The sequence below is a fragment of the Serratia sp. CC22-02 genome, assembly GCF_900182895.1.
GTDB classification, from domain to species: Bacteria; Pseudomonadota; Gammaproteobacteria; order Enterobacterales; family Enterobacteriaceae; genus Serratia; species Serratia nevei.
On sequence record NZ_FXUD01000004.1, the window covers coordinates 387,530 to 411,769 of the forward strand.

Here is a 24,240-nt window from a genome sequence, read left to right on the forward strand (position 1 = left end):
GCCGCTTTCTTGGCCTTTACACGCGCCAGAGCGGCAGCGACCGCGGCCTTGCGCGGGTCTTCCTCGGCGGTTGCTGGCGTCGTTTCCGCTGGAGCAGGAGCGTCCGCCTGCTGCTCTGCTTTTTTGGCTTTGACGCGCGCCAGGGCGGCAGCGACCGCCGCCTTACGCGGATCGTCCTCTGTTACGGCAGGAGCATTGCCATCTGCGGCCGGCGCTTCTTTGCGTGCTTTCACACGGGCCAGCGCTGCGGCCACGGCGGCTTTGCGCGCGTCGTCGCCGGAAACGGCCGGTGAGGCTTGCTCTGCTTCGGCATCCAACTGGGCTCGGCGTTCGCGCGCCTGCGCTTTACGCGCTTCGCGGGCGGCGATCATCTCGCTGTTATCCGGCTGCTGGCCGTCGACCGGCGTGACCGCCGCTTCGGCATTTTTGCTGCGTACGCGCGCCAACGCGGCCTGCACCGCGCCCTGATCGTCGTCGGTCAGTTTGACGGCGGCTTTTTTGTGCCGCTCTTCGCGCGCCAGCTTCTCGCGCTCCAGACGGGCCAGTTTGGCTTCGTAACGCGCCTTGGCCTCGGCGGTGCGCGCTGCCTCCAGATCGATAGCCTTGATCTCGGCCTTTTCCTGACGGTAGTACTGCACCAGCGGGATGTTGCTGGGGCAGACGAACGCGCAGGCGCCGCATTCGATGCAGTCGAACAGGTTATGGTTGCGCGCCTTGTCGTGTTCTTGTCCGCGGCTGAACCAGTACAGCTGCTGCGGCAGCAGCCCAGCAGGGCAAGCGTCTACGCACAGGCCGCAGCGGATGCAGGACTGCTCCGGCTCCTGCGGCGTCATTTCATCGACCGTCGGCGCCAGAATGCAGTTGCTGATCTTGACGATCGGTACATTCAGCGCGGGCAGGGTGAAGCCCATCAGCGGGCCGCCCATGACTACCATCTGCTGCGCCTGCGGGCGGAAACCGGCGAAGTCGAGCAGGTGCTGCACCGGCGTGCCGATGCGCGCCCACAGGTTGCCCGGGCGCTCGATAGCCTCGCCGGTCAGGGTCACCACGCGCTCAATCAGCGGTTCGCCGTCGACGATTGCTCGTTTGATGGCGAAGGCGGTGCCGACGTTCTGCATCAGCACGCCGATGGCGGAGGAGTGCTTGCCGTGCGGCACTTCCTTGCCGGTCAGGATCTTGGTCAACTGCTTGGCGCCGCCGGACGGGTATTTGGTGGGGATAACGCGCAGCCCAATGCCGGACTGGCCGCGCAGCGCCTGCTTCAGCGCCGCGATCGCCTCCGGTTTATTGTCTTCGATGCCGATCAGCGTGACCTTGGGCTGCAGAATGTGTTGCAGGATCTGCGTGCCTTCGATGATCTGGTCGGCATGTTCCTGCATCAGGCGGTCGTCGGCGGTAATGTAAGGCTCGCACTCGGCGGCGTTGAGGATCAGCGTTTCCACGCCGCTCATGCCGCCCTGCAGTTTGCTGGCGGTCGGGAAACCGGCGCCGCCCAGACCGGCGATGCCGGCCTGATGAATACGTTGAATCAGCTCTGCGGCGGGCGCCTGGCGGTAGTCCGCCACCGGATCGCGCTCGCACCAGCGGTCTTCCCCGTCCGCCTCGATAATCACGCACAGTTCCGTCAGCCCGGAAGGGTGAGCGGTGATGTGCGGCGTGATGGCGCTGACGGTGCCCGAGGTTGGGGCGTGTACCGGCACGGTGCGGCCACGGCCGACGGTCAGCGGCTGGCCTTTCAACACCCGATCGCCGGCGTTGACGCACAGCTCGCCTTCCGGCCCCAGATGCTGCTGCAGCGGAATGATAAAGGTCTTGGGCAGGGGAGCGACACGCAGCGGCGCACCGCTGGACTGCGTTTTCATTTCCGGTGGATGGATCCCGCCGTCGAAATCCCAGATCCGGTCTTTTTTAAAGGCGGCGAACAGATTAAGCATGTTGCTCCACGTGGATCACTTGCACCGGGATCGTCTTCATGTCCCACTTCCAGTTGGCAGTGGTGGTGGCGACCGGTCTCATTTCAATACAGTCGGTAGGGCAAGGGGCGACGCACAGATCGCAGCCGGTGCAGAGGTCGGTGATGACGGTGTGCATGGCGCGGGTGGCGCCGACGATGGCGTCCACCGGGCAGGCCTGAATGCACTTGGTGCAGCCGATACAGTTGGCCTCGTCGATATAGGCCACTTTACGCTCCGGCTCGGCGGCGGCTTCGCTGCCCAGCGGCTGCGGCTCGACGTTGAGCAGCTCCGCCAGCTTCAGCATCACCTGTTCGCCACCCGGCGCGCATTTGTTGATCATCTCGCCGTTGGCCACCGCCTCGGCGTAGGGGCGGCAACCGGGGTAGCCGCACTGGCCGCACTGGCTCTGCGGCAGGATCGCGTCGACCTGCTCGGCGACCGGATCCTCTTCCACCTCAAAACGGCGCGCGGCATAGCCCAGCACCAGTCCGAACAGCAGCCCGAGCGCGCTTAAAGCCGCGATAGCTATCCACAACGCAGTCATTAGAATTTCACCAGCCCGGTAAAGCCCATAAAGGCCAGCGACATCAGCCCGGCGGTGATCAGCGCGATCGAGGAGCCGCGGAACGGCGCCGGCACGTCGGCGACCGCCAGGCGTTCGCGAATGGCGGCGAACAGCACCATGACCAGCGAGAAGCCGGCGGCGGCGCTAAAGCCGTAAACGGCGGACTGCAGGAAGTTGTAGCCGAGGTTGACGTTAAGCAACGCTACGCCCAGCACCGCGCAGTTGGTGGTGATCAACGGCAGGAAGATGCCCAGCAGGCGGTAGAGCGCCGGGCTGGTTTTGCGCACCACCATCTCGGTGAACTGCACGACGACGGCGATCACCAGAATGAAGGAGAGCGTGCGCAGATACACCAGATCCAGCGGAACCAGAATAAAGGTGTTGATCACCCAGGCGCTGACGGAGGCCAGCGTCATGACGAAGGTGGTGGCCATTCCCATGCCGATGGCGCTTTCCAGCTTCTTGGAAACGCCGAGGAACGGGCACAGGCCAAGAAACTTCACCAGAACGAAGTTGTTCACCAGTACGGTGCCGACAAACAGGAGCAGGTATTCGGTCATTGCGATGCCTAAAAAAATAAAAGCCGCCTATTATCGGGAATCGGCGGCCGGACGACAACATATGAATCGCAGGGGTATTGCCTTTTTTGGTGAAAATTTACACAAATCACCCAATAAAACGTGCTGCAAGCGCCTTTAACGTTCGGTAAAGGTCCCTTTGACCCGCTGCGAGCGCTTGATGTAAGGCACCAGCAACGCCGCCATCAGCAGCGGCCAGCCGAGGCTGCGCACCGCCACTTCATCCGGCACCGGCGCGAAGGCGAAGGCTTTCACCGCCAGGATCACCGTGATCAGCAGCCACAGCAAGAACAGCTTGGGGAAGCGCTGCGAGCGCTGGCAAAACAGCCACAGCAGCCACAGGGTGAAGCACCACATCAAGAGCGTGGTCAGCACCGAAAAGTACCATTGCAGGGTAAACGCCTGGGCGTTGGTCAGCAGGTAGTCGCGCGACTCGGGCATAAAGATCGCCATGGCGTACAGGAGCAGCATCAGGCTGGCGCTGAGCAGGGTGACGATCAGATAGGCCATCGGGGCCAGCAACCAACCGCCGATACGAGAGTATTCAGCTTGAGACATAAAGGCTTCCTGATTGAAACGGGGATCACAGGCGGCATAGCTTAGCGGGTAATACCGGCTTCGTCATCTCTATCAACCGGATAGCTCGGCATCGCGGCGCGTGGCAGCACGTTTGGCTACTCGACGCCGTATTGAGCCTGCTTCAAATTAACATCTCATTTACTTCTTGTTCCATCCGGCCGCATGGTGTCAAATCGAAAGGTCTGTCGTGAGCCTGCAAGAGGAAATCCCATGGCTGAAAAAATTCGTGTTGGGCTGGTCGGTTACGGCTACGCCGGCAAAACCTTTCATGCGCCGCTGATCGCCGGTACGCCGGGGCTCGAGCTGGCCGCCGTCGCCAGCAGCGATGCCGGCAAAGTGCACGCCGACTGGCCGTCGATGGCGGTGGTGGGCGATGCGCAGGCGCTGTTCGCCGATCCGGCCCTCGATCTGATCGTGATTCCTACCCCCAACGATACCCATTTCCCGCTGGCGCAGCAGGCGCTGGCCGCCGGCAAGCACGTGGTGGTGGATAAACCGTTTACCGTGACATTGTCACAAGCGCAGGCGCTGCAACAACAGGCGCAGCAGAGCGGTTTGCTGCTGTCGGTATTTCACAACCGCCGCTGGGACAGCGACTTCCTTACCCTGAAAGCGCTGCTGAATGAGGGCGCGCTGGGTGAGGTGGTCTATTTCGAGTCGCATTTCGATCGCTACCGGCCGCAGGTGCGCCAGCGTTGGCGCGAACAAGGCGGCGTCGGCAGCGGAATCTGGTACGATTTAGGGCCGCATCTGCTCGATCAGGCGCTGCAGTTATTCGGCAAGCCCGACCGGCTGTTCGTCGATTTGGGGGAGCTGCGGCCGGGGGCGCAGGCGGTGGACTATTTCCACGCGCTGCTGAGTTATGGCAATCGTCGCGTGGTGCTGCACGCCAGCATGCTGGCGGCGGCGGAGAGCCCGCGCTACGTGGTGCACGGCACCCGCGGTAGCTATATCAAATACGGCCTGGACCCGCAGGAAGACCGGCTGAAGGCCGGCGAGCGCCTGCCGCAGGCCGACTGGGGCTATGACATGCGCGACGGCGTAGTGACGCTGTCACGTGGCGATCTGCTGGCGGAGCAACCGCTGCTCAACATTCCCGGCAATTACCCGGCCTATTACGCCGCGGTGCGCGACGCGATCGCCGGCACAGGCGAAAACCCGGTGCCGGCCGCCGACGCCATTGCGGTGATGGCATTGATCGAACTGGGGTTGGAGTCGGCCCGGCTGCAGCAGGCGCTGCCGGTGGCCTGATACCGCCCGTTTCTCCAGTGGCCCGGCGCAACGTCGGGCCTTTTTACGACTTTACGTGCAAGGAAATCCGTTTCATGTCCTGGTTGCAGCGTTTGCGCATTGATAAATTTTTGCTGGTTCTGATTTTGGTGGTGATCGTCGCCTCGCTGTTCCCCTGCGAAGGCATCTGGAAAACCTTCTTTGAACACCTGACCACCGCCGCCATCGCGCTGCTGTTCTTTATGCACGGCGCCAAGCTGTCGCGCGAGGCGATCGTCGCCGGCATGAGCCACTGGAAGCTGCATCTGCTGGTGTTCCTCAGTACCTTTGCGCTGTTCCCGCTGCTTGGGCTGGCGATGAACCTGCTGGTGCCGGGCATTATGACGCCGACGGTCTATCTCGGCTTCCTCTACCTGTGCGCGCTGCCGGCCACGGTGCAATCGGCCATCGCCTTTACCTCGGCGGCGGGCGGCAACGTGGCGGCGGCGATCTGCAGCGCCTCGGCGTCGAGCATTCTCGGCGTGTTCCTGTCGCCGCTGCTGGTGGGGGCGTTGATGCATACCCAGGGCGGCAACACCGACGTGCTGCACGCCATCGGTTCAATCATTCTGCAGCTGATGGTGCCGTTCGTGGTTGGCCATCTGGCGCGGCCGCTGATCGGCAAGTGGGTCGATCGCCATCGCAAGCTGATCAACCTGACCGACCGCTCGTCGATCCTGCTGGTGGTGTACACCGCGTTCAGCGCGGCGGTGGTGGAAGGGATTTGGCACCGTATCGACGGCTGGTCGCTGCTGACCATCCTGGTGATGTCGCTGGTGCTGCTGACGGTGGTATTGGTGATCAACACCTATGCGGCGCGCTGGCTGGGCTTCAATACCGCCGATGAGATCACCATCGTTTTCTGCGGCTCGAAAAAGAGCCTGGCGAACGGCATCCCGATGGCCAACGTGCTGTTCCCGGCTGCAGCGGTGGGCGCCATGGTGCTGCCGCTGATGATTTTCCACCAGGTGCAACTGATGGTGTGCGCGGTGCTGGCGCAGCGCTATGCGCGTAAAACCGCCAAACAGCGGGCCGAGGCGGAGGCGCTGGTGGCCAAATAAAGCACAGGCCGCTAACGGCGGCCCAGCGCGTCGAGCAGAAAGTCGGCGCGCTCGTCGGGTGAGGCGCGCGGCAGTTCCTGCAGCCGATAACCCGATCGGCGGTAGACGGCCAGCATCGCTTGGTAGGTCTGCTCGGCTTCGGCGAAAGATTGTTTTCTCTCGCTGTCCTGCGCGTAGATCGCTTGCCACGGCGGGGCGATGAACACCGTATCGGCATAGCGAAAAGCGCCGATCGCCGCGGTTAAGGGGGCGGGGATCGGCAACCCGCACAGCGTCAGGTAACCGGCGATATCCGGCAGGCCGCGATCGAAGAACCAGCATGTTGCGCCCGTCGCTTCTCGCCATGAGCGCAGCTCCCAATCCAGCATCCGCTCGGCGAAAGCCTGGCGATCGCCCCATGGCAGCGCATTGCCGCCAATACCCACCTGATCCTGAATAATCGCCCGGCCCGCCTCCTGCGAATGCGGGTAACCTCGGCGATGAAGAACGTCGATGAGCGTGCTTTTGCCCGAACCCGGGCCGCCGGTCAGCACGATGCGGCGTAGTTTGTCAGACATACGGAATTCCTCTCTTGCGGCAGAGCTATGGGTGAAAACAGCGATAAAGACGAGCAGGCGGAAGAAAATGGGGGGGGGTGAGAAGAAGGCGCCGCTTGGCGCCTTGGGGAGATTTAACCCTGAACTTTGGCGCGCAGCGCCTGTTTTTCCTGCTCGCTGAGGAAGGCCAGCTTCAGGCCGTTTTCCTGTGCGGTGCGGATTTCCTCCGGCGTCAGCCCGGCCTGCGGCGCGGCGACGCGGTATTCGTGCTCGATCTCGATGCCCTGAACCGCCGGATCGTCGGTGTTGATCGATGCCAGCACGCCGTGGCGCAGGAAGGTGGCCAGCGGATGCTGCGCCAGCGAAGGCACGGTGCTGGTCTGGATGTTGGAGGTCAGGCAGGATTCGATGCCGATGCCGTGTTCCGCCAGGAAGTCCATCAGCGCCGGATCTTCGACCGCTTTCACCCCGTGGCCGATACGCTCGGCGCCCAGTTCGCGGATCGCCTGCCAGATGCTTTCCGGGCCGGCGGCTTCGCCCGCGTGCACGGTGATGCGCAGGCCGGCGTCGCGGGCGCGGTTGAAGTGGCTGAGGAACAGGCTGCCGGGGAAGCCCAGCTCATCGCCCGCCAAATCCAGCGCGGTAATGCCGTCGCGGTGCGCCAGCAATCCTTCCAGTTCCTGCAGACAGGCGGCCTCGCCGAAGGTGCGGCTCATGATGCCGATCAGGCGAATGTCGATGTCGCGATCGCGGCAGCCCGAACGGATCCCGTCGATCACCGCTTCCACCACGCCGGCGACCGGCAGCTGGTGCTTCATCGCCATGTAGTAAGGGGAAAAACGCAGCTCGGCGTAGTGCAGGCCGGCGTTGGCGGCGTCTTCGACGTTTTCGTAGGCCACGCGGCGGCAGGCGTCCAGATCGCCCAGCACCGCTACGCCCCAGTCCAGTTTCTGCAGGAAGCTGACCAGATCCGGTTCGGCGTGGGTGATCTGCACGTGCGGGCGCAGGCTCTCCAAATCGTTGGCCGGCAGGGCGAGATTGAACTGGCGACCGAGGTCGAGAATGGTCTGCGCGCGGATGTTGCCGTCAAGATGGCGGTGAATGTCGGTAAGCGGTAGGCGGGGATCGATCATGCTGGGCACTCGCTAGTTTATCGTAGGTAAAGTGCAGAACAGTATAAAAACAAATGAATGAAACTTGCCATCTCGTTGCATAAAAAAGTGACTTGCATCACAAATAATGCGAGGTGTATCGCATTATTGTCGTGAATCAGGCTTTCAACACGCTGACGCCCGCCTGCTGCAACGGCGCGATCAATGCGTCGTCGGTGGCGCGTTCAACGATGATGGTATGCGCCAGCGTAATGTCACCGATCGCATACTGCGAGGCGGCGTTAAGCTTGGCGGCGGAAGCCAGCACCACGGTTTCCGCCGCGCGGGCCGCCAGCGCCCGCTTGATGTAGGCCTCTTCCAGATCGCCGGTGCTCAGCCCTGCAGTGGGGTGCACGCCGGTCACGCCCATAAAATAGAGATCGGCGCGAATATGCGACATCGCCTCCACCGCGGCGGCGCCGACGCTGACGATCGAATGCTTGTACAGCCGGCCGCCGATCAGGATCACCTCCACCGTGGGGTGATCGACCAGGCCCACGGCGACGCTGGGGCTGTGGGTGACGATGGTGGCGTTCAGGTTGAGCGGCAGCTGCCGGACCAGTTCTGCAGAGGTGGTGCCACCGTCGATAATCACTACCTGGCCGGGGGCGATCAGCGCCGCTGCGGCTTTGGCGATCGCGCGTTTGGCGCCGGATTCCAACTGATTGCGCTCGGCGAAGCTGGCAATGGCAGAGGAAACCGGCAGGGCGCCGCCATGTACCCGCTGCAGCAACCCCTCGGCGTCCAGTTCGCGCAGATCGCGCCGGACAGTATCTTCTGACAACCCAAACATTTCGCTGAGCTGCTTGGCCAACACCTGGCCGTCCTGGGCCAGTTTTTCCAGGATGATCTTCTTGCGCTGGCTGGTCAACATGGCCATTTTCCTCTCAAATTTGGGTTGCACGAAATTTCTTGATCATACACGAAACTGCACGATAGTATCAATTTCCTTCCTCTGGCGGAGTAAACCGATGATAGCCACCAAAGACAGGGTTCGCATTGTCGAAACCCGGGTGTTGTCCGATGACTGGTACCTACTGAAAAAAACCACCTTTGATTTTCTGCGGCGCGACGGCGTTTGGCAGCGACAAAGCCGTGAGACCTACGATCGCGGCGATGGCGCGGTGATTTTGCTGTTCAACCGGCAGGCGCAAACGGTGATCCTGACGCGCCAGTTCCGTTTTCCGGTGTTCGTCAACGGCCATGACGGCATGTTGATTGAGGCCGCCGCCGGTTTGCTGGACAACGCGTCGCCGGAGGCGCGCATCCGCGCCGAAGCGGAAGAGGAAACCGGCTATTTCGTGCAGAGCGTGGAAAAGGTGTTCGAAGCCTACATGAGCCCAGGCTCGGTCACCGAGAAGCTGCACTTTTTCGTCGGCGAATATCAGGCGGGCGACCGCATCAACGAGGGTGGCGGGGTGGCGGCGGAGGGGGAAGATCTGGAGGTGCTCGAGCTGCCGCTGGCGCAAGCCCTGCAGGCGGTTCGCCAGGGCACGATCGTTGACGCCAAGACCATCATGCTGCTGCAGTTTGTCGCCTTGAACCGGACATTGGAGGAAGAACGATGAAAGCCCAACAAATCTTGATCGCCGGCCCCTATCGCAGCGGCACCGATGGCGATCCGCAGCGTATCGCCGCCAATCTGGCGCGCCTGGAACAGGCGGCGCTGGCGGTTTACCAGCGGGGGCACGTGCCGGTGATCGGCGAGTGGCTGGCGCTGCCGTTGGCGGCGGCGGCGGGTTCCACTCAGGTTGGCGATGCGGTGAGTGAGGCGTTTCTTTACCCGGTGGCGCATCGGCTGATTGCGCAGTGTCAGGCGGTGTATCGCATCGAAGGGGCGTCTGCGGGAGCCGATAACGACGTGCGGTTGGCCAACGAGTGGGGCCTGACGGTCTATCGCCGCCTGGAGGACATTCCGCCTGTTCAGGGGTAATCGAGGGGCGGGCAGAGGCTCGCCCCCTCGCGCTATTGCTCGCCCAGCACCAACCGCAATCCGGCGATCAGCTTGTCCATGCCGGCCTCCAACTTGCTGCGCGGGCAGCCGACGTTGAGGCGCAGGAACCCGCGACCTTCCTCGCCGTAGGTAAAGCCCGGCATGATCGCCACCTTTTCGCGCTCGATCAGCACCTGCTGCAGCGCCCGATCGTCAACGGCCAACGGCCGCAGATCGATCCAGGCCAGGTAGGTGGCCTGCGGCGGGCGCCAGCCCAGCGCCGGAAACGCCTGCTCCAACCGCTCGGCGACGTAGGTCAGATTATCCTGCAGATAGTCGCGCAGGGAATCCAACCAGGGTTCTCCGTGGCGATAGGCGGCCACGTGCGCGGCGACCGCCAGCACCGCCGGCGAGGAGAGGCCGTCGCGGGCTTTGAGCTGCTGGAAGTAGGCTTCGCGGCTGGCGTCGTCGCTGATGAAGCCGTAGGCGCCGGTCAGCGCCGGGATATTGAAACTCTTGGAGCCGGAGGTCAGCAGGGCCCAGCCGCCGGTCGCCACCTGGCTCCACGGCGTATGGCGGTGTTCCCCCCAGACCATGTCCATGTGGATCTCATCGCTGATGACGCGCACGTCGTGGCGCTCGCACAGTTCGGCCATCTGCTGCAGCTCGTCGCGGCGCCACACTTTGCCGGTGGGGTTATGCGGGCTGCACAGCAGCAGGATCTTGGTCTGCGGCCGCGCCAGCAAGGCCTCAAGGTGCGCCATGTCGCAGCGCCAGTCGTCGCCGGCTTTTTGCAGCGGGCAGGCCAACAGCTGGCGCTGGTTGGCGAGGATCACCTTGTAGAAGGCGTCGTAGGCCGGAGTATGGGTCACCACGTAGTCGCCCGGTACGGACCATTGGCGGATCAGCTGCGCCGCCATGTAGATAACGGAAGGGCCGTACACCGCCGTTGCGGTGTCGATGGCGGCGTTGAAACGTTGCTGATACCAGTGGCGCAGCGCGCCGAGAAAATCCTCGTGCTGCCAGCGGCTGTAGCCCAGCACGCCGTGCTGCAGGCGCTGCTGCAACGCCTCGAGAATGCACGGCGCGGTGGCGAAATCCATATCGGAGATGGTGAACGGCAGCAGATCGGCGCTGCCGAAGCGATCGGCGATATAGTCCCACTGGGTGCACCAGGTGCCGTGGCGGTCGATCGGGGTGGCGAAATCAAACATGGGTGGCTCCCTGCAGCGCCGCGGCAGGTTGCGCCGTGGCTATCAGTGAGTCTAATTCATCCTTCACCGATTGCACCTGTGGGCCGATCACCACCTGCAGATTATGCTCGTTGAGATGCACTACGCCGATGGCGCGGTTGGCCTTCAGCGCCGCGTCGTCCACCCGGCTCATGTCGTTGACCGACAGGCGCAGGCGGGTGATGCAGTTGTCCAGCGTGATGATGTTGTCCGGGCCGCCGAGCGCCGCCAAAATCGCCGGCACGTTGTAGCCGGATTTGCCCACCGCGCCGGCCGGCGCGCTCTGGCTGACGGCGCTGTCGCTTTCGCGGCCCGGCGTTTTGATGTTAAAGCGCTGGATGGCGAAGCGGAAAATGGCGTAATAGCCGACAAACCAGACGGCGGCCACCACCGGCACCAGATACCACTTGGTGGCGGTGCCGTGCAGAATGCCGAACACCACGAAGTCGATGATATTGCCGTCGGTGTTGCCGATGGTCACGCCCAGCAGCGCCATCACGGTAAAGCCCAACCCGGTGAGCAGCGCGTGGATCAGGTAGAGGAACGGCGCGACGAACAGGAACAGGAACTCGATCGGCTCGGTGGTGCCGCCGACCACACAGGCCACCACGCCGGAAATCAACAGCCCTTTGATTTTATGGCGGTTCTCAGGTTTAGCGCAGTGATACATCGCCAGCGCCGCGCCCGGCAGCCCGCCGAGGAACGCCGGCATTTTACCCTGCGAAAGGAAGCGAGTGGCGCTCTCGGCGAAGCCGGTGGTGGTTGGGCAGGAGAGCTGCGCCTGGAAGATGGTCAGGGCGCCGCTGACGCTGTGGCCGCACACTTCCATCGTGCCGCCCGCCTCGGTAAAGCGGATCAGCGCCACCAGTATGTGCTGCAGGCCGAACGGCAGCAGCAAGCGTTCGCCGGTGCCGAACAGCATCGGGCCAAAGGCGCCGGCGCTGTTGATCACCCAGCCCAGCCCGGTGATGCCGGCGGCGAACCACGGCCAGATCAGCGGGATCACCAGGCCGCACAGGCCCAGCACCACGGTGGTGACGATCGGCACGAAGCGCGTGCCGCCGAAGAACGCCAGCGCGTCCGGCAGGCGGATGGTGTGGAAACGTTCATGCAGGCGATAGACGATGATGCCGACGATCACCGCGCCGAGGATGCCGGTATCGATCGACTGAATGCCGAGAATGTTCTGGATGTTGTTGGCTTTCAGCACCAGCGGATCGCTGGTGGGCAGCACGCCGGCGGCGGTCAGGTAGAAATTGGTGCCCAAATTCAGCACGGCGAAGCCGACGAAGCCGGAGAAGGCGGCGACGCCCTTGTTTTCGCGCGCCATGCCCAGCGGAATGGCGATGGCGAACATCACCGGCAGGAAGCTGAAGGCGAAGGAACCGACCTTGCTCATCCAGGTAAAGATCAGCTGGAAGATCGGGTGGCCGATAAACGGCATCAGGGTGATCACGTCGCGGCTGCTCAGCGAGCTGCCGATCCCCAGCATGATGCCGCAGAAAGAGAGCAAGGCGACGGGCAACATGAAGGTTTTGCCCAGGCTCTGGAAGAACTCCCAGAGGGTGATTTTTGGTTTGTTGGCTGCTGACATAACCGACTTCTCCTGGCGAAAAGACGAGCAAAAAGGGGACTTCTGATTAGGTAAAAAGAAGATAAAACGTTTTACCTAGCAAAAATGCGCCGCCAATCACAAATCTGCCGCCCGGTTTTTGGCGACAATGCGGCAGGCAGTAAAACGTTTTACTGAGCTAACGGATTCGGTATACCCTTGATCATTACGGCGGGTTGCCCAGGAACGGGTTCGCAGAGACTATGAGCATCAAAAAAATCACCATCACCGATGTGGCGCAGCAGGCGGGCGTGTCGGTCACCACGGTTTCCCTGGTGTTGAGCGGCAAGGGGCGCATTTCGCCGACCACCGTCGAGAAGGTCAATCAGGCGATAGAGCAGCTGGGCTACGTGCGCAATCGCCAGGCGGCGACGCTGCGCGGCGGGGAGTCCGGAGTGATTGGCCTTATTCTGCGCGACATCTGCGAACCCTTCTATGCCGAAATGACCGCCGGGCTGAGCGAAGCGCTGGAGGCGCACGACAAGCTGCTGTTTTTGACGCAGAGCGGGCGCGACGGCCAGGGCCTGCAGCGGGCGTTTGACGCGCTGCTGGCGCAGGGCGTCGACGGCATCGTGCTGGCGGGCGGCATTCGCGCGGCGGCGGGCCTGAAGGAGAAGGCGGCCGAGCAGGGCGTACCGCTGGTCTGCGTGGCGCGCTCCAGCGGTCTCGATGGCGTGGACGTGGTGCGGCCGGACAACATGCAGGCCGCCAAGCTGGCCACCGAATTTTTGATCAAGCGCGGCCACAGCCAAATCGCCTACCTCGGCGGCCAGAGCGATTCATTGACGCGCGCCGAGCGGCTGGGCGGCTTTTGCGCCACGCTGGTGCAGTACGGCCTGCCGTTTCGCAGTGAATGGATCGTCGAGTGCGATTGCCGGCAGCGTGAGGCGGCGGAAGCGGCGGAGCAACTGCTGCGCCATTACCCGAACATTACCGCCATCGTCTGCCACAAGGCGTCGGTGGCGCTCGGCGCCTATTTTGGCCTGGCGCGCAGCGGCCGCAGCATCGGTTCGGACGGGGTAGACGCCTACTACGGACGGCAGGTGGCGCTGATCGGCTTCGGTGACGTGCCGGAAGCCGAACTGACCGAGCCGCCGCTGACCTTCGTCTCCAGCTCGGCGCGGGAAGTGGGGCGCAGCGCCGCCGCGCGCCTGCTGCAGCGCATCGGTGACGCCGACCTGCCGGCGCAGAACGTCATTCTGCCGCCGACGCTGATCCGGCGCGGTTCCGCCTAGCCCTGCCGCTGTTCCTCTTCCGCCTCCCGGCGGATCCAGCCGATAAAGGTTTTCATCGCCGGCGTCAGATCCCGCGATTTCAAATGGGTCAGCCAATAGGCGCCGAGCGCGGCCTCGGCGGCAAACGGCCGCTGCAGCGCGCCGGCGGCCAGTTCGCGGCGGAACATGCTGACCGGCGCCAGCGCCACGCCGTCGCACTGGATAGCGCCTTCCACCATCAGCCTTGACGAGTCGAACACCGGGCCGTTGATCCGCCACGGCGTCACCTGTGCCGCCGCGAACCAGCGCTCCCATTCATCCTTGCGGTAGGTGCGCATCAGCTGCTCGTGCTGCAGATCCTGCGGCGTGCGCAGGCGCGCGGCGACCGCCGGCGGGCAGAGCACCGTCAGCGGCGCGTCGAACAGCTTGATATTGCAGGTGGCGGGCCAGAGCCCTTCGCCGAAGCGGATGGCGAAATCCATGCCGTCGGCCGACAGATTGACCAGGTTGTTGTGGGTGAGCACCCGCAGATCGATAAACGGGTGCGCCGTGCGGAACGCCGCCAGCCGCGGCATCAGCCAGCCGACGGCGAAGGTGCCGACCACCGCCACCGTCAGCACCTCGTGGAAATGCCCGCCTTCGAACTGCTGCAGCACCGCCTCGATGCGGTCGAAGGCGTCGCTCAATACCGGCAGCAGCGCCTGGCCCTCTTCGGTCAGATCCAGCCCGCGCGGCAGGCGGCGGAACAGCTGAATGCCCAGCTGTTCTTCCAGCATGCGCACCTGCTGGCTGACGGCGGCCTGGGTGACGCGCAGCTCCAGACCGGCGCGGGTGAAGTTCAGGTGACGAGCGGAGGATTCGAACGCCCGCAGGGCGTTGAGGGGAAGTCGATTGCGCATTGTCGATAGCCATAAGTTTTTCTTTATGCTGGCTGAAATTATTATCGCTTGTCAACCCGGCGGCAAAATCCGATATTTGGCGCGGCTGCTCAGAGTGTCACGGCAGCCGTAAAGGAATGACATCATCAATCAGGGAAAGCGCCGTATATAACGCCAATAAAAACTTTTGGCCGCGGCCGATGCCCTGCAACCTAAGAGCTTCTATCATGACGAAAATGAACCGCCTGGCGGCCGCGCTGATCGCCGCACTGATCCTGCCGACCGCGCACGCCGCACAGCAGCAGGATATCGACGCCGTTATTCAGCCGCTGATGAAAAAATACGGCGTGCCGGGCATGGCGATCGCCGTGTCGGTCGACGGCAAACAGCAGATTTACCCGTATGGCGTCGCCTCGAAGCAGACTGGTAAACCGATCACCGAGCAGACGCTGTTTGAAGTGGGCTCGCTGAGCAAAACCTTCACCGCGACGCTGGCGGTCTATGCGCAGCAGCAGGGCAAGCTGTCGTTTAAAGACCCGGCCAGTCACTACCTGCCCGAGCTGCGCGGCAGCGCCTTCGACGGCGTCAGCCTGCTGAATCTGGCGACGCATACCTCCGGCCTGCCGCTGTTCGTGCCGGACGACGTGACCAACAACGCCCAGCTGATGGCCTACTACCGGGCCTGGCAGCCGAAGCACCCGGCGGGCAGCTACCGCGTCTATTCCAACCTCGGCATCGGCATGCTGGGCATGATCGCCGCCAAGAGCCTCGACCAGCCGTTTATCCAGGCGATGGAACAGGGGATGCTGCCGGCATTGGGCATGAGCCACACCTACGTGCAGGTGCCGGCGGCGCAGATGGCCAACTATGCGCAGGGTTACAGCAAGGACGATAAGCCGGTGAGGGTCAATCCTGGCCCGCTGGACGCCGAGTCTTACGGCATCAAGTCCAACGCCCGCGATCTGATTCGCTATCTGGACGCCAACCTGCAGCAGGTGAAGGTAGCGCAGCCGTGGCGCGACGCGCTGGCCGCGACGCACGTCGGTTATTACAAGGCGGGCGCGTTCACGCAGGATCTGATGTGGGAGAACTACCCGTATCCGGTGAAACTGTCGCGTTTGATTGAAGGCAACAACGCCGGGATGATCATGAACGGCACGCCGGCTACCGCCATCACGCCGCCGCAGCCGGAATTGCGCGCCGGCTGGTATAACAAAACCGGCTCCACCGGCGGTTTCTCCACCTACGCGGTATTTATCCCGGCGAAGAATATCGCCGTGGTGATGCTGGCCAACAAGTGGTTCCCGAACGACGATCGCGTCGAAGCGGCTTACCACATCATCCAGGCGCTGGAGAAGCGCTGACGGTCAGGGGCGTCGGCGAGGCGCCCCTACCACCGGTGCTGCCGTTCACGCCGCTCGCGCATGAAATCGATAAAGGCGCGCAGCTTGAGCGGCAGATGCTTGCCGGCGGGAAAGTAGATGAAAAAGCCCGACGCTTCGCTGGCGTAACCCGGCAGCACTTCCACCAGTTGCCCCTGCGCCAGCTCCTGCAACACCGTGCCCTGAAAACGCTGTGCGATACCCAGGCCCGCCAACGCGGCATCCTTGATCAGCCGATCTTCGTTAAAAATCAAACTGCCGCTGACGTCCAGCGCGCGTTCATCGTTGCCCAGGCTAAAATACCAGGGTTCCAGTTTGCCGCTGCCGGGGAAACGGTAGCGCAGGCAGTGGTGAGCAGGCAGATCGTCCGGCGTGGCCGGAACGCCGCAACGCGCCAGATAGTCGGGCGAGGCGACCAGCACCCGGCGCTGGCCGTTGTCGATCGGCACGGCGATCATGTCTTTTTGCAGCATGGCGTGCATGCGAATGCCGGCATCGAAACTGCCCAGCACCAGATCGGAAAAGCGGTCTTCGGTAAACAGCTCCAGCTGCACGTCGGGATAGCGCCGTTGAAATTCCGCCAGGTGCGGCATCACCAGCAGCGAGGCGGCCAGCTGCGGCAGCGTGATGCGCAGCAGGCCCGCCGGCTGTGCGCCCAGGGCGCGCACGTCGTCCGCCGCCACGTCGATCTGGCTCATCGCCGGCGACACCTTCTGATAGAACAACCGGCCCTCGTCGCTGAGGCGCACCGAGCGGCTGGTGCGGTGAAATAGCCGCACTCCCAGCTGATTCTCCAGCGCCTGAATGTTTTGCGACACCGCCGGCGGCGTGACGCCGAGCTGGCTGGCCGCGCGGGTAAAGTTGCCCAGGCGTGCGACGGCTTCGAAATAGGGCAGCAGCTGCAGGAGTGAACTCATCTATCAATAACCTGTGCTTAATGATTCATTAAATTATGCCTTATTTTAATTTATGACGAACCTTTTAGACTGATTTTACTTTCCATTCGCGAGATGAAAATCATGTCGGCAGAACAACGGGCGTTAACAGAACGGATCGCGGCGATCGATCAACAGGCGATGGCCGAAGGGCGCATCGTGGGTAGCGTGGTGCTGGTGGCGCGGCAGGGCGAGATTTGTTACGCCGGGGCGGCCGGCTATGCCGATCGCGAAGCGCGGCGGCCGATGCGGCGAGAAACGCAGTTCCGGCTGTCGTCGGTCTCCAAACCCTATACCACGCTGGCGGCGCTGCGCCTGATCGAACAGGGCAAGCTGAGCCTGGACGACGCGGTCAGCGAGTGGCTGCCGTGGTTTACTCCGGCGCTCGCCGACGGCCGGCGCCCGACGATCAAGATTCGTCATTTGCTGAGCCATACCGCGGGGCTGGACTACCGGCTGAACCAACCACCGGCGGGCGTTTATCATCAGTTGGGGATCCAGGACGGCGTGGAGCTGTCGACGCTGACGCTGGAGCAAAACCTGCGGCTGCTGGCGCAGGCGCCGTTGCTGTCGGCGCCGGGGGAGCGCTTCAACTATTCGCTGGCGATCGACGTGCTTGGTGCGGTGCTGGAACGGGTGACGGGCATGCCGCTGCCGCAGCTGTTTGTCGAATGGGTGGCGCAGCCGCTGGGGCTAGGCAATACCGCGTTCCATGCGACGGACGCCGCGAACCTGGCGACGCCGTATTACAACACCCCGCAAGGGCCGCAGCGCATGCATGAAGGCCTGCGGGTGGCACTGCCGAAGGAGATGGCGGGGGGCGAGGTGCTGTTTTCACCGATGCGGGCGCTCAACGCCGGGGCCTATCCTTCCGGCGGCGCAGGCATGGTCGGCGATGCCGACGACGTGCTGAAGCTGGTGGAGGCATTACGCAGCGGCGGGCAGGGCATTTTGCAGCCGGACACGGTGGCGTTGCTGCGCAGCCCGCACGTGGGCGCGCAGGCGCAAACGCAAGGGCCGGGCTGGGGATTCGGTTTTGGCGGGGCGCTGCTGGTGGACGCAGAAGCGGCACAGACGCCGCAGCATGCCGGCACGCTGACCTGGGGCGGGGTTTACGGCCACAGCTGGTTCTTTGACCCACAGGCGCAGCTGAGCGTGGTGATACTGACCAACACCGCGTTTGAGGGCATGTGCGGCCGCTATCCGCAGCAGATCCGCGATGCGGTTTACGCGGCGTAAATAAAAAGGGCCCCGCAGGGGGCCCTTGATCAGGCTTTCAAACGCTTACTGCGCCGGTGCCGGAGCAGGTTGTGCATCCTGCGCCGGTTCGCCGTCTTCCGCCGGGGCGCCCAGCAGGCCGAACTGGCCGATGAACTCCTGCAGCGACATTTTGTTGCCGTTCAGGTCAACCTGATTGTCGGCATAGTGGAACGTGCTCGCGATCACGCCGTCTTTCTGGGTGGTCAGCTTGAACATCTGGCCCATGGCCGCCAGGCCCTGCACTTGCTGCTGCGCCAGTTTCTGCGCGTCTTCCTCGTTGTAACCCTGCAACAGCGCGGTTTTCGCGGTCACTTCGGTAGCCATCGCTTCCGGAATGGTCAGGTTGATATCCAGCTTTTTAACCGCCTGCGCGATCAGCTGATCCGGCGATTGTGCCGGGGAAGCGGCCTTGCTCGGATCGGTCAGCGCCAGATCCAGCGTGAAGGTGCTCTCGCCCTTGCTGTTTTTCCAGCTCAGCGGTGCGATGCTGAGGCTCGGGTTGCCTTTCAGCAGCAGCGGCAGGTTCTTTTGCAGCAGTTCGGCGTTTTGCTGCTCATACACGGCCGGATCCAGGTTCTCGCCCTGTTGCAGCAGCGCCATGGTCTGGCGGTTGTAGCTGTCGGCGAAGTCTTTCAGCGCCTTGCCGTCGACGTTGTCGATTTTCAGCGCCAGCTTGCCGGCGCCGAAGTCGTTGCCCTGCACCTTGAGCGCGTCCATGGTGTAGTCGATCTGGCCGCCGATGTTGCTGCTGCCTTGCTCGCCGAACTTGCTCACCAGGTTGAAACCGTCCAACGCCACGGTATCTTTACCGTCGATCGTCAGTTTGAACTGCTTCAGCGTCATCGTCTGATCGCCGAGCTTCACGCCGAACTTGCTCTCGTTGCTGTTGCCTTTCAGGTTGAAGCCCTGGAAGGTGATCTGCTCGTTTTGACCGAATTCGTTCGGGCTGGCGAACACGATATTGTCGCTATTGGCGTCCAGCACGAATTTTTTCAGATCGCTGGACACGTCAGCGTTAATGGTGGCGCCGCTGAATTTCAGCGAAGACTTATCTTTTTGGTAGTCCAGCGGGATGATGTCGATGGCAGACGAGGTGTCCCCGCTGTAAGAGATGCGCGAATCGGCGGTAAACAGCGATTTGCCTTTGGTGGTGTCAAACAGACCTTTCACCGCCGGGGTATTTTCCAGCTCGGTATGCACCGACGCCATGCTCGGCAGCAGATTGAATTTTTTCAGCTGGGCGAAGGGGAACGGGCCGTGATCGATGGTTTCCAGGAACGCCACTTCTTCACCGGCTTTCAGCGCCGCGTTTTCACTGGTATCCGTGCCGTCGGAACGCAGCACATAACGCACTTTACTGCTGAACAGGCCGCGCTGGTAATTTTCATAGCTCAGCTTCACGCCGGCTTTCGGCAGGTAAGCTTTCAGCTGGCCGTTGGCGTTGTCGACGACTTCGCCCATGTGCTGCTCGATCAGTTTCCCGGTGTACCAGGATGCCCCGGTCCATGCTGCGCCAAGAACCACAATGACGCTGACAGCGACTAACGATTTTTTCATAGCTCTGTTTCATCCTTTTTTCTTATCACCCTCCGTTGCGCGGGAGGGGCAAATAGGGGCCGACAAAAAACGCCCGCAGGCGTTTAATTGTGGGGGTAGCTCTCGCTTTCAGCAAGCAATTTGCTGAAATTTATCAACGGTTAGGTCAGCTGGTTATAAACCCTGGCGATGCGGCCGCTGCCGCTGACGTTGACCGGGGATTCGAAAGCCCCGATAAAGCAGGATTCGCCCGGTTTGAGCGTCAGGCGTTGCCCGGATTTTTCCAGCGTCGCTTCGCCGGCGACGCAGAACACGATGGCCGCGCTTCGCTGCGCCAGCGCCTGCGGCGCGGCGGTTAAATCGTGCAGCGAGAAGGCGAAATCCTCCACCGGGATCGGGAAGAACAGCTCGTTGCCGCGTTGCTCCGGCTGGGTCAGCAGGCCGGACGCCGGCTGTGGGCGGAACTGCAGGTTGGCCAGCAGCTCAGGCACGTCGATGAATTTCGGCGTCAGGCCCGCGCGCAGCACGTTATCCGAGTTGGCCATCACCTCCAGCGCCACCCCTTTCAGGTAGGCGTGCGGCGTTTCCGCGTACAGGAACATCGCTTCGCCCGGCGCGAGCTGCACCACGTTCAGCAGCAGCGGTGAGAACAGGCCGCTGTCGTCCGGATAAAAGCCGGCGATAAAGCGCACGGTATCCCAGGGCTCGCCCTGCTGGTTGTTGAGCGCGGCTTTCAGCACGCCGAGCGCCAGCGACTTTTGCTCGCCGCTCATGGTCAACAGGCTGGCGAACAGGGTGGACAGATGCGCGGTGTCCGGCTGCTGCAGGAAGGTGGCGATGTCGTGGTGCGCGCCGGCGATCGGCTGCAGCAGGGAAACGATATCGGTCAGTTCGCGAAAGCCGTTCATCGCCAGGAACGGCGTCAGGGCGAACACCAGCTCGGGCTTGTGATTGGGGTCTTTGTAATTGCGTTCGGCGGCGCTCAGCGGGATGCCGGCGGCGTTCTCTTTCGCGAAGCCGATCTCGGCCGCCGCTTTGCTCGGGTGGACCTGGATCGACAGCGGTTGATCGGCGCACAGCACTTTAAACAGGAACGGCAACTCGCCAAAGCGGCTGGCGACGTCGGCGCCCAGTTGCTTTGGCTGGTCTTCATCGATCAGCTCGCGCAGCGAACGCAGTGCGCCATCGGCGCCCGGCACGCGGGAAGGGCTCTTGGGATGGGCGCCCATCCACAGTTCGGCCATCGGCTGATTATCGGGGTTGGCGATGCCGTAAAGACGGGTCAGCGCATCGTGGCTGCCCCAGGCGTAATTCTGTACCGCGTTGGTCATTTTTTGCATGTCGATAAACGTCCTTCTGCGTCATTGCCGCACTGCATAGCAATAACTCACTGATTTTATAAGATTAACTTAATCTATGCCGACGACCATCATACGCCCGCGTCGGCGGGAAAAATCATGGGCGCGATCAAAATAACGCCGGATAACGTCGCGCCCGGCAACGGGCCAAAGTATAACGTGATAACGATCGGCGCCTCAAATGGCGCACTGGGCCTCAAGGCGGCCGTCAAAAGCCGCTAATCGATTATTCTTTGGGGCAATGGGGTTATTGCCGATAGCCCGGGCATCCTGCCTCATTATTTATTTTTCAGCATGTCAAAATATGTCGGCTGAATTTATTTTTTACCGTCTGAGCCATTCCCTTATTATTATTTTCGCGCTGCGCGGGGCGATCACACGCCGAGCTTAAACCGGCGCGCCAGACCTCTTTACCGTAAGGGCTAACGAGTCGATTTAACGAAACCAGAGGTCTGTTGCATGAAAAAACTGTTGTTGCTGTTGGGGCTTTGCACCGGCGCAGCCCAGGCGGCGGTGATTGTCACCTATCCTTACGCCGCGCCGCGCACTGTGGTGATCGCGCCGGCGCCGATCGTCGTTGCACCCGCGCCGGTCGTGCTTCCCGCCGCGATCGCGCCCGCGGCCCATCCGCTGGCGCTCACCGCCGGCGCGGTGGCGACCGGGGCCTATCGCCATAATGAACGGCAGGACGCCTACGACGAAATCAATCATCTGCAGCAGCAACGCATCGATGAGCTCAATCATTTACAGGCCCAGCGCATCAATAATTTTAATTCGCGTCATCCGCGTTAATCGTGACCCACGCTTGTATTCTCCGGGGCATGCCCGGCCGTTTATTTTGGCGCGGGTTAACCGGCGGCAAATAACCGCGTCATGAAGGAGTAAAAGAGATGAAACGTGCTGTGAGATAACTCTCTTAATGCGAATAGTTATTATGTCACTATACTGGGAGTGCGTGCCGACGGGGGGGAGCGCGTCGGCCTAACCCTACAATTTTAGGAATTATGCTAAGGAGACAATGATGGCAGGCGTTCGTATCGAAAAAGACTCTATGGGCCCCATCGAAGTACCGGCCGACAAGCTGTGGGGCGCGCAGACCCAGCGCTCGTTGGCGCATTTCCGCATTTCCTCCGAAAAGATGCCGACCGCGCTGATCCATGCGCTGGCGTTGACCAAGCGCGCCGCTGCGCAGGTGAACGTGGATCTGGGGCTGCTGCCGGCCGAGCGGGGCGCCGCCATCATCAACGCCGCCGACGAAGTGCTGGCGGACAGCCATGCCGATCAGTTCCCGCTGTCCATCTGGCAAACCGGTTCCGGTACCCAGACCAACATGAACATGAACGAAGTGTTGGCCAACCGCGCCAGCGAGCTGCTGGGCGGCGTGCGCGGTGAAGAGCGCAAGGTGCACCCGAACGACGACGTCAATAAAAGCCAGAGCTCCAACGACGTGTTTCCCACCGCGATGCACGTGGCGGCGGTGATTGCGCTGCGCGAGCACCTGATCCCCGAGCTGAAAGTGCTGCACAAGACGCTGAGCGACAAGGCCGAAGCCTACCGCGACATCGTCAAAATCGGCCGCACCCACCTGCAGGACGCCACGCCGCTGACCCTGGGGCAGGAGATCTCCGGCTGGGCGGCGATGCTGGCGCACAACCTGAAGCACATCGAAGACAGTATCCCGCACATCGCCGAGCTGGCGCTGGGCGGCACGGCGGTCGGCACCGGCCTGAACACCCATCCTGAGTACGCGGTGCGCGTGGCCAAAGCGCTGGCGGAGTTGACCCATCAGCCGTTCGTCACCGCCCCGAACAAGTTCGAAGCGCTGGCGACCTGCGACGCGCTGGTGCAAGGGCATGGCGCGCTGAAAGGGCTGGCGGCTTCACTGATGAAGATCGCCAACGACGTGCGCTGGCTGGCGTCCGGCCCGCGCTGCGGCATCGGCGAGATTTCGATCCCGGAGAACGAACCGGGCAGCTCCATCATGCCGGGCAAAGTTAACCCGACCCAGTGCGAGGCGATGACCATGCTGTGCGCCCAGGTGCTGGGCAATGACGTGGCGGTGAACATCGGCGGCGCTTCCGGCAACTTCGAGCTGAACGTGTTCCGCCCGATGGTGATCCACAACTACCTGCAGTCGATTCGCCTGCTGGCCGACGGCATGCAGGGCTTCAACGAGCACTGCGCGGTGGGCATCGAACCGAACCGCGATCGCATCACCCAGCTGCTGAACGAATCGCTGATGCTGGTGACGGCGCTCAACACCCACATCGGCTACGACAAGGCGGCGGAAATCGCCAAGAAAGCGCACAAGGAAGGGCTGACGCTGAAAGCCGCGGCGCTGAAGCTCGGCTACCTGACCGACGCGCAGTTCGACGAGTGGGTGCGGCCGGAAGCGATGGTCGGCAGCATGCAGAAATGATTGATCTGTGAGGCAACCGGGGGCTTACTGAGGTAAGCCCCTTTTTTATGGAGAAATCAAGATGTCGCGCGCACAACGTTTACTCGATCTGATGCAGCTGCTGCGCAGCCACCGTTATCCGGTGGCGGGCCATGCGCTGGCGCAAACGCTGGGCATCAGCATGCGCACGCTGTACCGCGATATCGCTACGCTGCAGCAGCAGGGGGCGGAGATCGTCGGCGAGGCGGGCGTCGGCTATGTGCTGCGGCCCGGCTTTATGCTGCCGCCGCTGATGTTCTCGCAGGCAGAGACAGAGGCGCTGGTGCTGGGGATGCGCTGGGTCAGCCGCCGCGGCGACAGCCAGCTGGCGAGTGCGGCGGGCCAGGCGCTGGCCAAGATCGCCGACGTGCTGCCGCCGGCGCTGCGGGAGGAGCTGGAGGCCAACACGCTGTTGATCGCGCCGGTTCAGGCGCCGCCGGTGGCGGATGCGATGCGGGTGCTGATCCGTGACACCATCCGCCGCGAGCGCAAGCTGCATATCGACTATCTCGATCTGGCGGGGCAGCGCAGCGAACGCCTGCTGTGGCCCTTTGCGCTGGGTTTTTTCGACCAGTTCCAGATGCTGGTTGCCTGGTGCGAGCTGCGCCAGGCGTTTCGCCATTTTCGCCTCGATCGCATTCAGGCCGCTACACCTTTGGAACAGCGCTATCCGCGCGGCCGGCGGCTGCTGCTGAAAGAGTGGCGCCTCAGCGAGGGCATTGCGGAGCAATAGCGGCACGCTGCTGCCATAAACTGTCAGTCGCACCCC

24 protein-coding genes are annotated in these 24,240 nt (G+C 62.7%); 11 read left to right on the forward strand and 13 right to left on the reverse strand.

Going from position 1 to position 24,240, the window contains the following annotated elements; genetic code table 11:
• The 4 genes from rsxC to QOL81_RS16555 form a co-directional block, all read right to left on the reverse strand.
• Positions 1-1,934, reverse strand: a 1,934-nt coding sequence (gene rsxC, locus QOL81_RS16540; RefSeq protein WP_283439933.1) for an electron transport complex subunit RsxC, incomplete at its 3' end; no start/stop codon positions are given.
• Positions 1,927-2,499, reverse strand: a complete 573-nt coding sequence (gene rsxB / locus QOL81_RS16545) for an electron transport complex subunit RsxB (RefSeq protein WP_004938428.1) — start codon at positions 2,497-2,499, stop codon at positions 1,927-1,929. The genes rsxB and rsxC, both read right to left, overlap by 8 nt.
• Positions 2,499-3,080 carry an electron transport complex subunit RsxA gene (gene rsxA, locus QOL81_RS16550; protein WP_004938443.1) on the reverse strand — a complete coding sequence of 194 codons (582 nt, stop codon included), beginning with the start codon at positions 3,078-3,080 and terminating at the stop codon, positions 2,499-2,501. Before rsxA ends, rsxB begins: the two co-directional genes overlap by 1 nt.
• A gap of 135 nt (positions 3,081-3,215) precedes the next feature.
• Positions 3,216-3,656, reverse strand: coding sequence for a DUF2569 domain-containing protein (locus QOL81_RS16555; RefSeq protein ID WP_047567683.1), 441 nt, complete (start codon positions 3,654-3,656; stop codon positions 3,216-3,218).
• 231 nt (positions 3,657-3,887) lie between these two features.
• On the opposite strand from QOL81_RS16555, the gene QOL81_RS16560 reads away from it, so the two are divergent.
• Both QOL81_RS16560 and QOL81_RS16565 read left to right on the forward strand, forming a co-directional pair.
• On the forward strand, positions 3,888-4,928 hold the full coding sequence (locus QOL81_RS16560; protein WP_159317965.1) for an oxidoreductase: 1,041 nt from the start codon (positions 3,888-3,890) through the stop codon (positions 4,926-4,928).
• Between the two features lie 74 nt (positions 4,929-5,002).
• A complete protein-coding gene (locus tag QOL81_RS16565; RefSeq protein WP_038873888.1) occupies positions 5,003-6,007 on the forward strand; it encodes a bile acid:sodium symporter family protein in 1,005 nt (334 codons plus the stop codon).
• 11 nt (positions 6,008-6,018) lie between these two features.
• Here QOL81_RS16565 and QOL81_RS16570 read toward each other — a convergent pair whose 3' ends face one another.
• From QOL81_RS16570 to QOL81_RS16580, 3 genes are all read right to left on the reverse strand, one after another.
• The gene (locus QOL81_RS16570) at positions 6,019-6,564 is read right to left on the reverse strand and encodes an AAA family ATPase (protein ID WP_070914928.1); all 546 of its coding nucleotides are present in this window, start codon (positions 6,562-6,564) and stop codon (positions 6,019-6,021) included.
• A gap of 113 nt (positions 6,565-6,677) precedes the next feature.
• Entirely contained in the window at positions 6,678-7,676 is a 999-nt protein-coding gene (add, locus tag QOL81_RS16575) for an adenosine deaminase (RefSeq protein ID WP_016927887.1), read from the reverse strand.
• A 136-nt stretch (positions 7,677-7,812) separates the two neighbouring features.
• Entirely contained in the window at positions 7,813-8,568 is a 756-nt protein-coding gene (locus QOL81_RS16580) for a DeoR/GlpR family DNA-binding transcription regulator (RefSeq protein ID WP_049201919.1), read from the reverse strand.
• Positions 8,569-8,665: 97 nt separating this feature from the next.
• Here QOL81_RS16580 and QOL81_RS16585 point away from each other — a divergent pair, with 97 nt between their 5' ends.
• The gene (locus QOL81_RS16585) at positions 8,666-9,262 is read left to right on the forward strand and encodes an NUDIX hydrolase (RefSeq protein WP_060419136.1); all 597 of its coding nucleotides are present in this window, start codon (positions 8,666-8,668) and stop codon (positions 9,260-9,262) included.
• Entirely contained in the window at positions 9,259-9,627 is a 369-nt protein-coding gene (locus QOL81_RS16590) for a hypothetical protein (RefSeq protein ID WP_060419134.1), read from the forward strand. Before QOL81_RS16585 ends, QOL81_RS16590 begins: the two co-directional genes overlap by 4 nt.
• Before the next feature lie 32 nt (positions 9,628-9,659).
• On the opposite strand, the gene QOL81_RS16595 is transcribed toward QOL81_RS16590, so the two are convergent.
• The gene (locus QOL81_RS16595; protein WP_060419132.1) at positions 9,660-10,841 is read right to left on the reverse strand and encodes a MalY/PatB family protein; all 1,182 of its coding nucleotides are present in this window, start codon (positions 10,839-10,841) and stop codon (positions 9,660-9,662) included.
• Positions 10,834-12,453 (reverse strand): maltose/glucose-specific PTS transporter subunit IIBC, encoded by a 1,620-nt coding sequence (malX, locus tag QOL81_RS16600; protein WP_049201912.1) that lies wholly within the window; start codon positions 12,451-12,453, stop codon positions 10,834-10,836. Before malX ends, QOL81_RS16595 begins: the two co-directional genes overlap by 8 nt.
• A 221-nt stretch (positions 12,454-12,674) precedes the next feature.
• Here malX and QOL81_RS16605 point away from each other — a divergent pair, with 221 nt between their 5' ends.
• Positions 12,675-13,706: a Mal regulon transcriptional regulator MalI gene (locus QOL81_RS16605; protein ID WP_047727638.1), complete on the forward strand. Its 1,032-nt coding sequence runs from the start codon at positions 12,675-12,677 to the stop codon at positions 13,704-13,706.
• Here the strand turns inward: QOL81_RS16605 and QOL81_RS16610 are convergent.
• Entirely contained in the window at positions 13,703-14,584 is an 882-nt protein-coding gene (locus tag QOL81_RS16610; RefSeq protein WP_049196838.1) for a LysR family transcriptional regulator, read from the reverse strand. The genes QOL81_RS16605 and QOL81_RS16610 overlap by 4 nt on opposite strands.
• 206 nt (positions 14,585-14,790) lie before the next feature.
• On the opposite strand from QOL81_RS16610, the gene blaSRT reads away from it, so the two are divergent.
• Positions 14,791-15,927 carry an SRT/SST family class C beta-lactamase gene (gene blaSRT, locus QOL81_RS16615; RefSeq protein WP_060440035.1) on the forward strand — a complete coding sequence of 379 codons (1,137 nt, stop codon included), beginning with the start codon at positions 14,791-14,793 and terminating at the stop codon, positions 15,925-15,927.
• A 26-nt stretch (positions 15,928-15,953) separates the two neighbouring features.
• Here the strand turns inward: blaSRT and QOL81_RS16620 are convergent, their stop codons facing one another.
• Positions 15,954-16,862, reverse strand: a complete 909-nt coding sequence (locus tag QOL81_RS16620; protein WP_225528848.1) for a LysR family transcriptional regulator — start codon at positions 16,860-16,862, stop codon at positions 15,954-15,956.
• 102 nt (positions 16,863-16,964) lie between these two features.
• Between QOL81_RS16620 and QOL81_RS16625 the strand changes: the two genes are divergently transcribed.
• Positions 16,965-18,119, forward strand: a complete 1,155-nt coding sequence (locus QOL81_RS16625) for a serine hydrolase domain-containing protein (protein ID WP_060419721.1) — start codon at positions 16,965-16,967, stop codon at positions 18,117-18,119.
• A gap of 45 nt (positions 18,120-18,164) precedes the next feature.
• Here QOL81_RS16625 and QOL81_RS16630 read toward each other — a convergent pair whose 3' ends face one another.
• Both QOL81_RS16630 and manA read right to left on the reverse strand, forming a co-directional pair.
• Positions 18,165-19,697 (reverse strand): YdgA family protein, encoded by a 1,533-nt coding sequence (locus tag QOL81_RS16630; protein ID WP_060419122.1) that lies wholly within the window; start codon positions 19,695-19,697, stop codon positions 18,165-18,167.
• A gap of 140 nt (positions 19,698-19,837) precedes the next feature.
• Entirely contained in the window at positions 19,838-21,016 is a 1,179-nt protein-coding gene (manA, locus tag QOL81_RS16635; protein WP_060419119.1) for a mannose-6-phosphate isomerase, read from the reverse strand.
• Positions 21,017-21,133: 117 nt separating this feature from the next.
• Between manA and QOL81_RS16640 the strand changes: the two genes are divergently transcribed.
• The 4 genes from QOL81_RS16640 to QOL81_RS16655 all read left to right on the forward strand — a co-directional run bounded on the left by QOL81_RS16640 (position 21,134) and on the right by QOL81_RS16655 (position 24,204).
• Entirely contained in the window at positions 21,134-21,256 is a 123-nt protein-coding gene (locus QOL81_RS16640) for a hypothetical protein (RefSeq protein WP_255359321.1), read from the forward strand.
• A gap of 237 nt (positions 21,257-21,493) precedes the next feature.
• On the forward strand, positions 21,494-21,826 hold the full coding sequence (locus QOL81_RS16645) for a hypothetical protein (protein WP_283439934.1): 333 nt from the start codon (positions 21,494-21,496) through the stop codon (positions 21,824-21,826).
• 229 nt (positions 21,827-22,055) lie between these two features.
• Positions 22,056-23,453 carry a class II fumarate hydratase gene (gene fumC / locus QOL81_RS16650; RefSeq protein WP_060419115.1) on the forward strand — a complete coding sequence of 466 codons (1,398 nt, stop codon included), beginning with the start codon at positions 22,056-22,058 and terminating at the stop codon, positions 23,451-23,453.
• Positions 23,454-23,514: 61 nt separating this feature from the next.
• Positions 23,515-24,204: a helix-turn-helix transcriptional regulator gene (locus QOL81_RS16655; RefSeq protein ID WP_060419108.1), complete on the forward strand. Its 690-nt coding sequence runs from the start codon at positions 23,515-23,517 to the stop codon at positions 24,202-24,204.
• Positions 24,205-24,240 lie beyond the last annotated feature (36 nt).

Bases quoted from the DNA above. Each gene is read 5' to 3' on its own strand.
- rsxB (WP_004938428.1), bottom strand. From the start codon at position 2,499: ATGACTGCGTTGTGGATAGCTATCGCGGCTTTAAGCGCGCTCGGGCTG.
- rsxA (WP_004938443.1), bottom strand. From the start codon at position 3,080: ATGACCGAATACCTGCTCCTGTTTGTCGGCACCGTACTGGTGAACAAC.
- QOL81_RS16555 (WP_047567683.1), bottom strand. From the start codon at position 3,656: ATGTCTCAAGCTGAATACTCTCGTATCGGCGGTTGGTTGCTGGCCCCG.
- QOL81_RS16560 (WP_159317965.1), top strand. From the start codon at position 3,888: ATGGCTGAAAAAATTCGTGTTGGGCTGGTCGGTTACGGCTACGCCGGC.
- QOL81_RS16565 (WP_038873888.1), top strand. From the start codon at position 5,003: ATGTCCTGGTTGCAGCGTTTGCGCATTGATAAATTTTTGCTGGTTCTG.
- QOL81_RS16570 (WP_070914928.1), bottom strand. From the start codon at position 6,564: ATGTCTGACAAACTACGCCGCATCGTGCTGACCGGCGGCCCGGGTTCG.
- add (WP_016927887.1), bottom strand. From the start codon at position 7,676: ATGATCGATCCCCGCCTACCGCTTACCGACATTCACCGCCATCTTGAC.
- QOL81_RS16580 (WP_049201919.1), bottom strand. From the start codon at position 8,568: ATGTTGACCAGCCAGCGCAAGAAGATCATCCTGGAAAAACTGGCCCAG.
- QOL81_RS16585 (WP_060419136.1), top strand. From the start codon at position 8,666: ATGATAGCCACCAAAGACAGGGTTCGCATTGTCGAAACCCGGGTGTTG.
- QOL81_RS16590 (WP_060419134.1), top strand. From the start codon at position 9,259: ATGAAAGCCCAACAAATCTTGATCGCCGGCCCCTATCGCAGCGGCACC.
- QOL81_RS16595 (WP_060419132.1), bottom strand. From the start codon at position 10,841: ATGTTTGATTTCGCCACCCCGATCGACCGCCACGGCACCTGGTGCACC.
- malX (WP_049201912.1), bottom strand. From the start codon at position 12,453: ATGTCAGCAGCCAACAAACCAAAAATCACCCTCTGGGAGTTCTTCCAG.
- QOL81_RS16605 (WP_047727638.1), top strand. From the start codon at position 12,675: ATGAGCATCAAAAAAATCACCATCACCGATGTGGCGCAGCAGGCGGGC.
- QOL81_RS16610 (WP_049196838.1), bottom strand. From the start codon at position 14,584: ATGCGCAATCGACTTCCCCTCAACGCCCTGCGGGCGTTCGAATCCTCC.
- blaSRT (WP_060440035.1), top strand. From the start codon at position 14,791: ATGACGAAAATGAACCGCCTGGCGGCCGCGCTGATCGCCGCACTGATC.
- QOL81_RS16620 (WP_225528848.1), bottom strand. From the start codon at position 16,862: ATGAGTTCACTCCTGCAGCTGCTGCCCTATTTCGAAGCCGTCGCACGC.
- QOL81_RS16625 (WP_060419721.1), top strand. From the start codon at position 16,965: ATGTCGGCAGAACAACGGGCGTTAACAGAACGGATCGCGGCGATCGAT.
- QOL81_RS16630 (WP_060419122.1), bottom strand. From the start codon at position 19,697: ATGAAAAAATCGTTAGTCGCTGTCAGCGTCATTGTGGTTCTTGGCGCA.
- manA (WP_060419119.1), bottom strand. From the start codon at position 21,016: ATGCAAAAAATGACCAACGCGGTACAGAATTACGCCTGGGGCAGCCAC.
- QOL81_RS16640 (WP_255359321.1), top strand. From the start codon at position 21,134: ATGGGCGCGATCAAAATAACGCCGGATAACGTCGCGCCCGGCAACGGG.
- QOL81_RS16645 (WP_283439934.1), top strand. From the start codon at position 21,494: ATGAAAAAACTGTTGTTGCTGTTGGGGCTTTGCACCGGCGCAGCCCAG.
- fumC (WP_060419115.1), top strand. From the start codon at position 22,056: ATGGCAGGCGTTCGTATCGAAAAAGACTCTATGGGCCCCATCGAAGTA.
- QOL81_RS16655 (WP_060419108.1), top strand. From the start codon at position 23,515: ATGTCGCGCGCACAACGTTTACTCGATCTGATGCAGCTGCTGCGCAGC.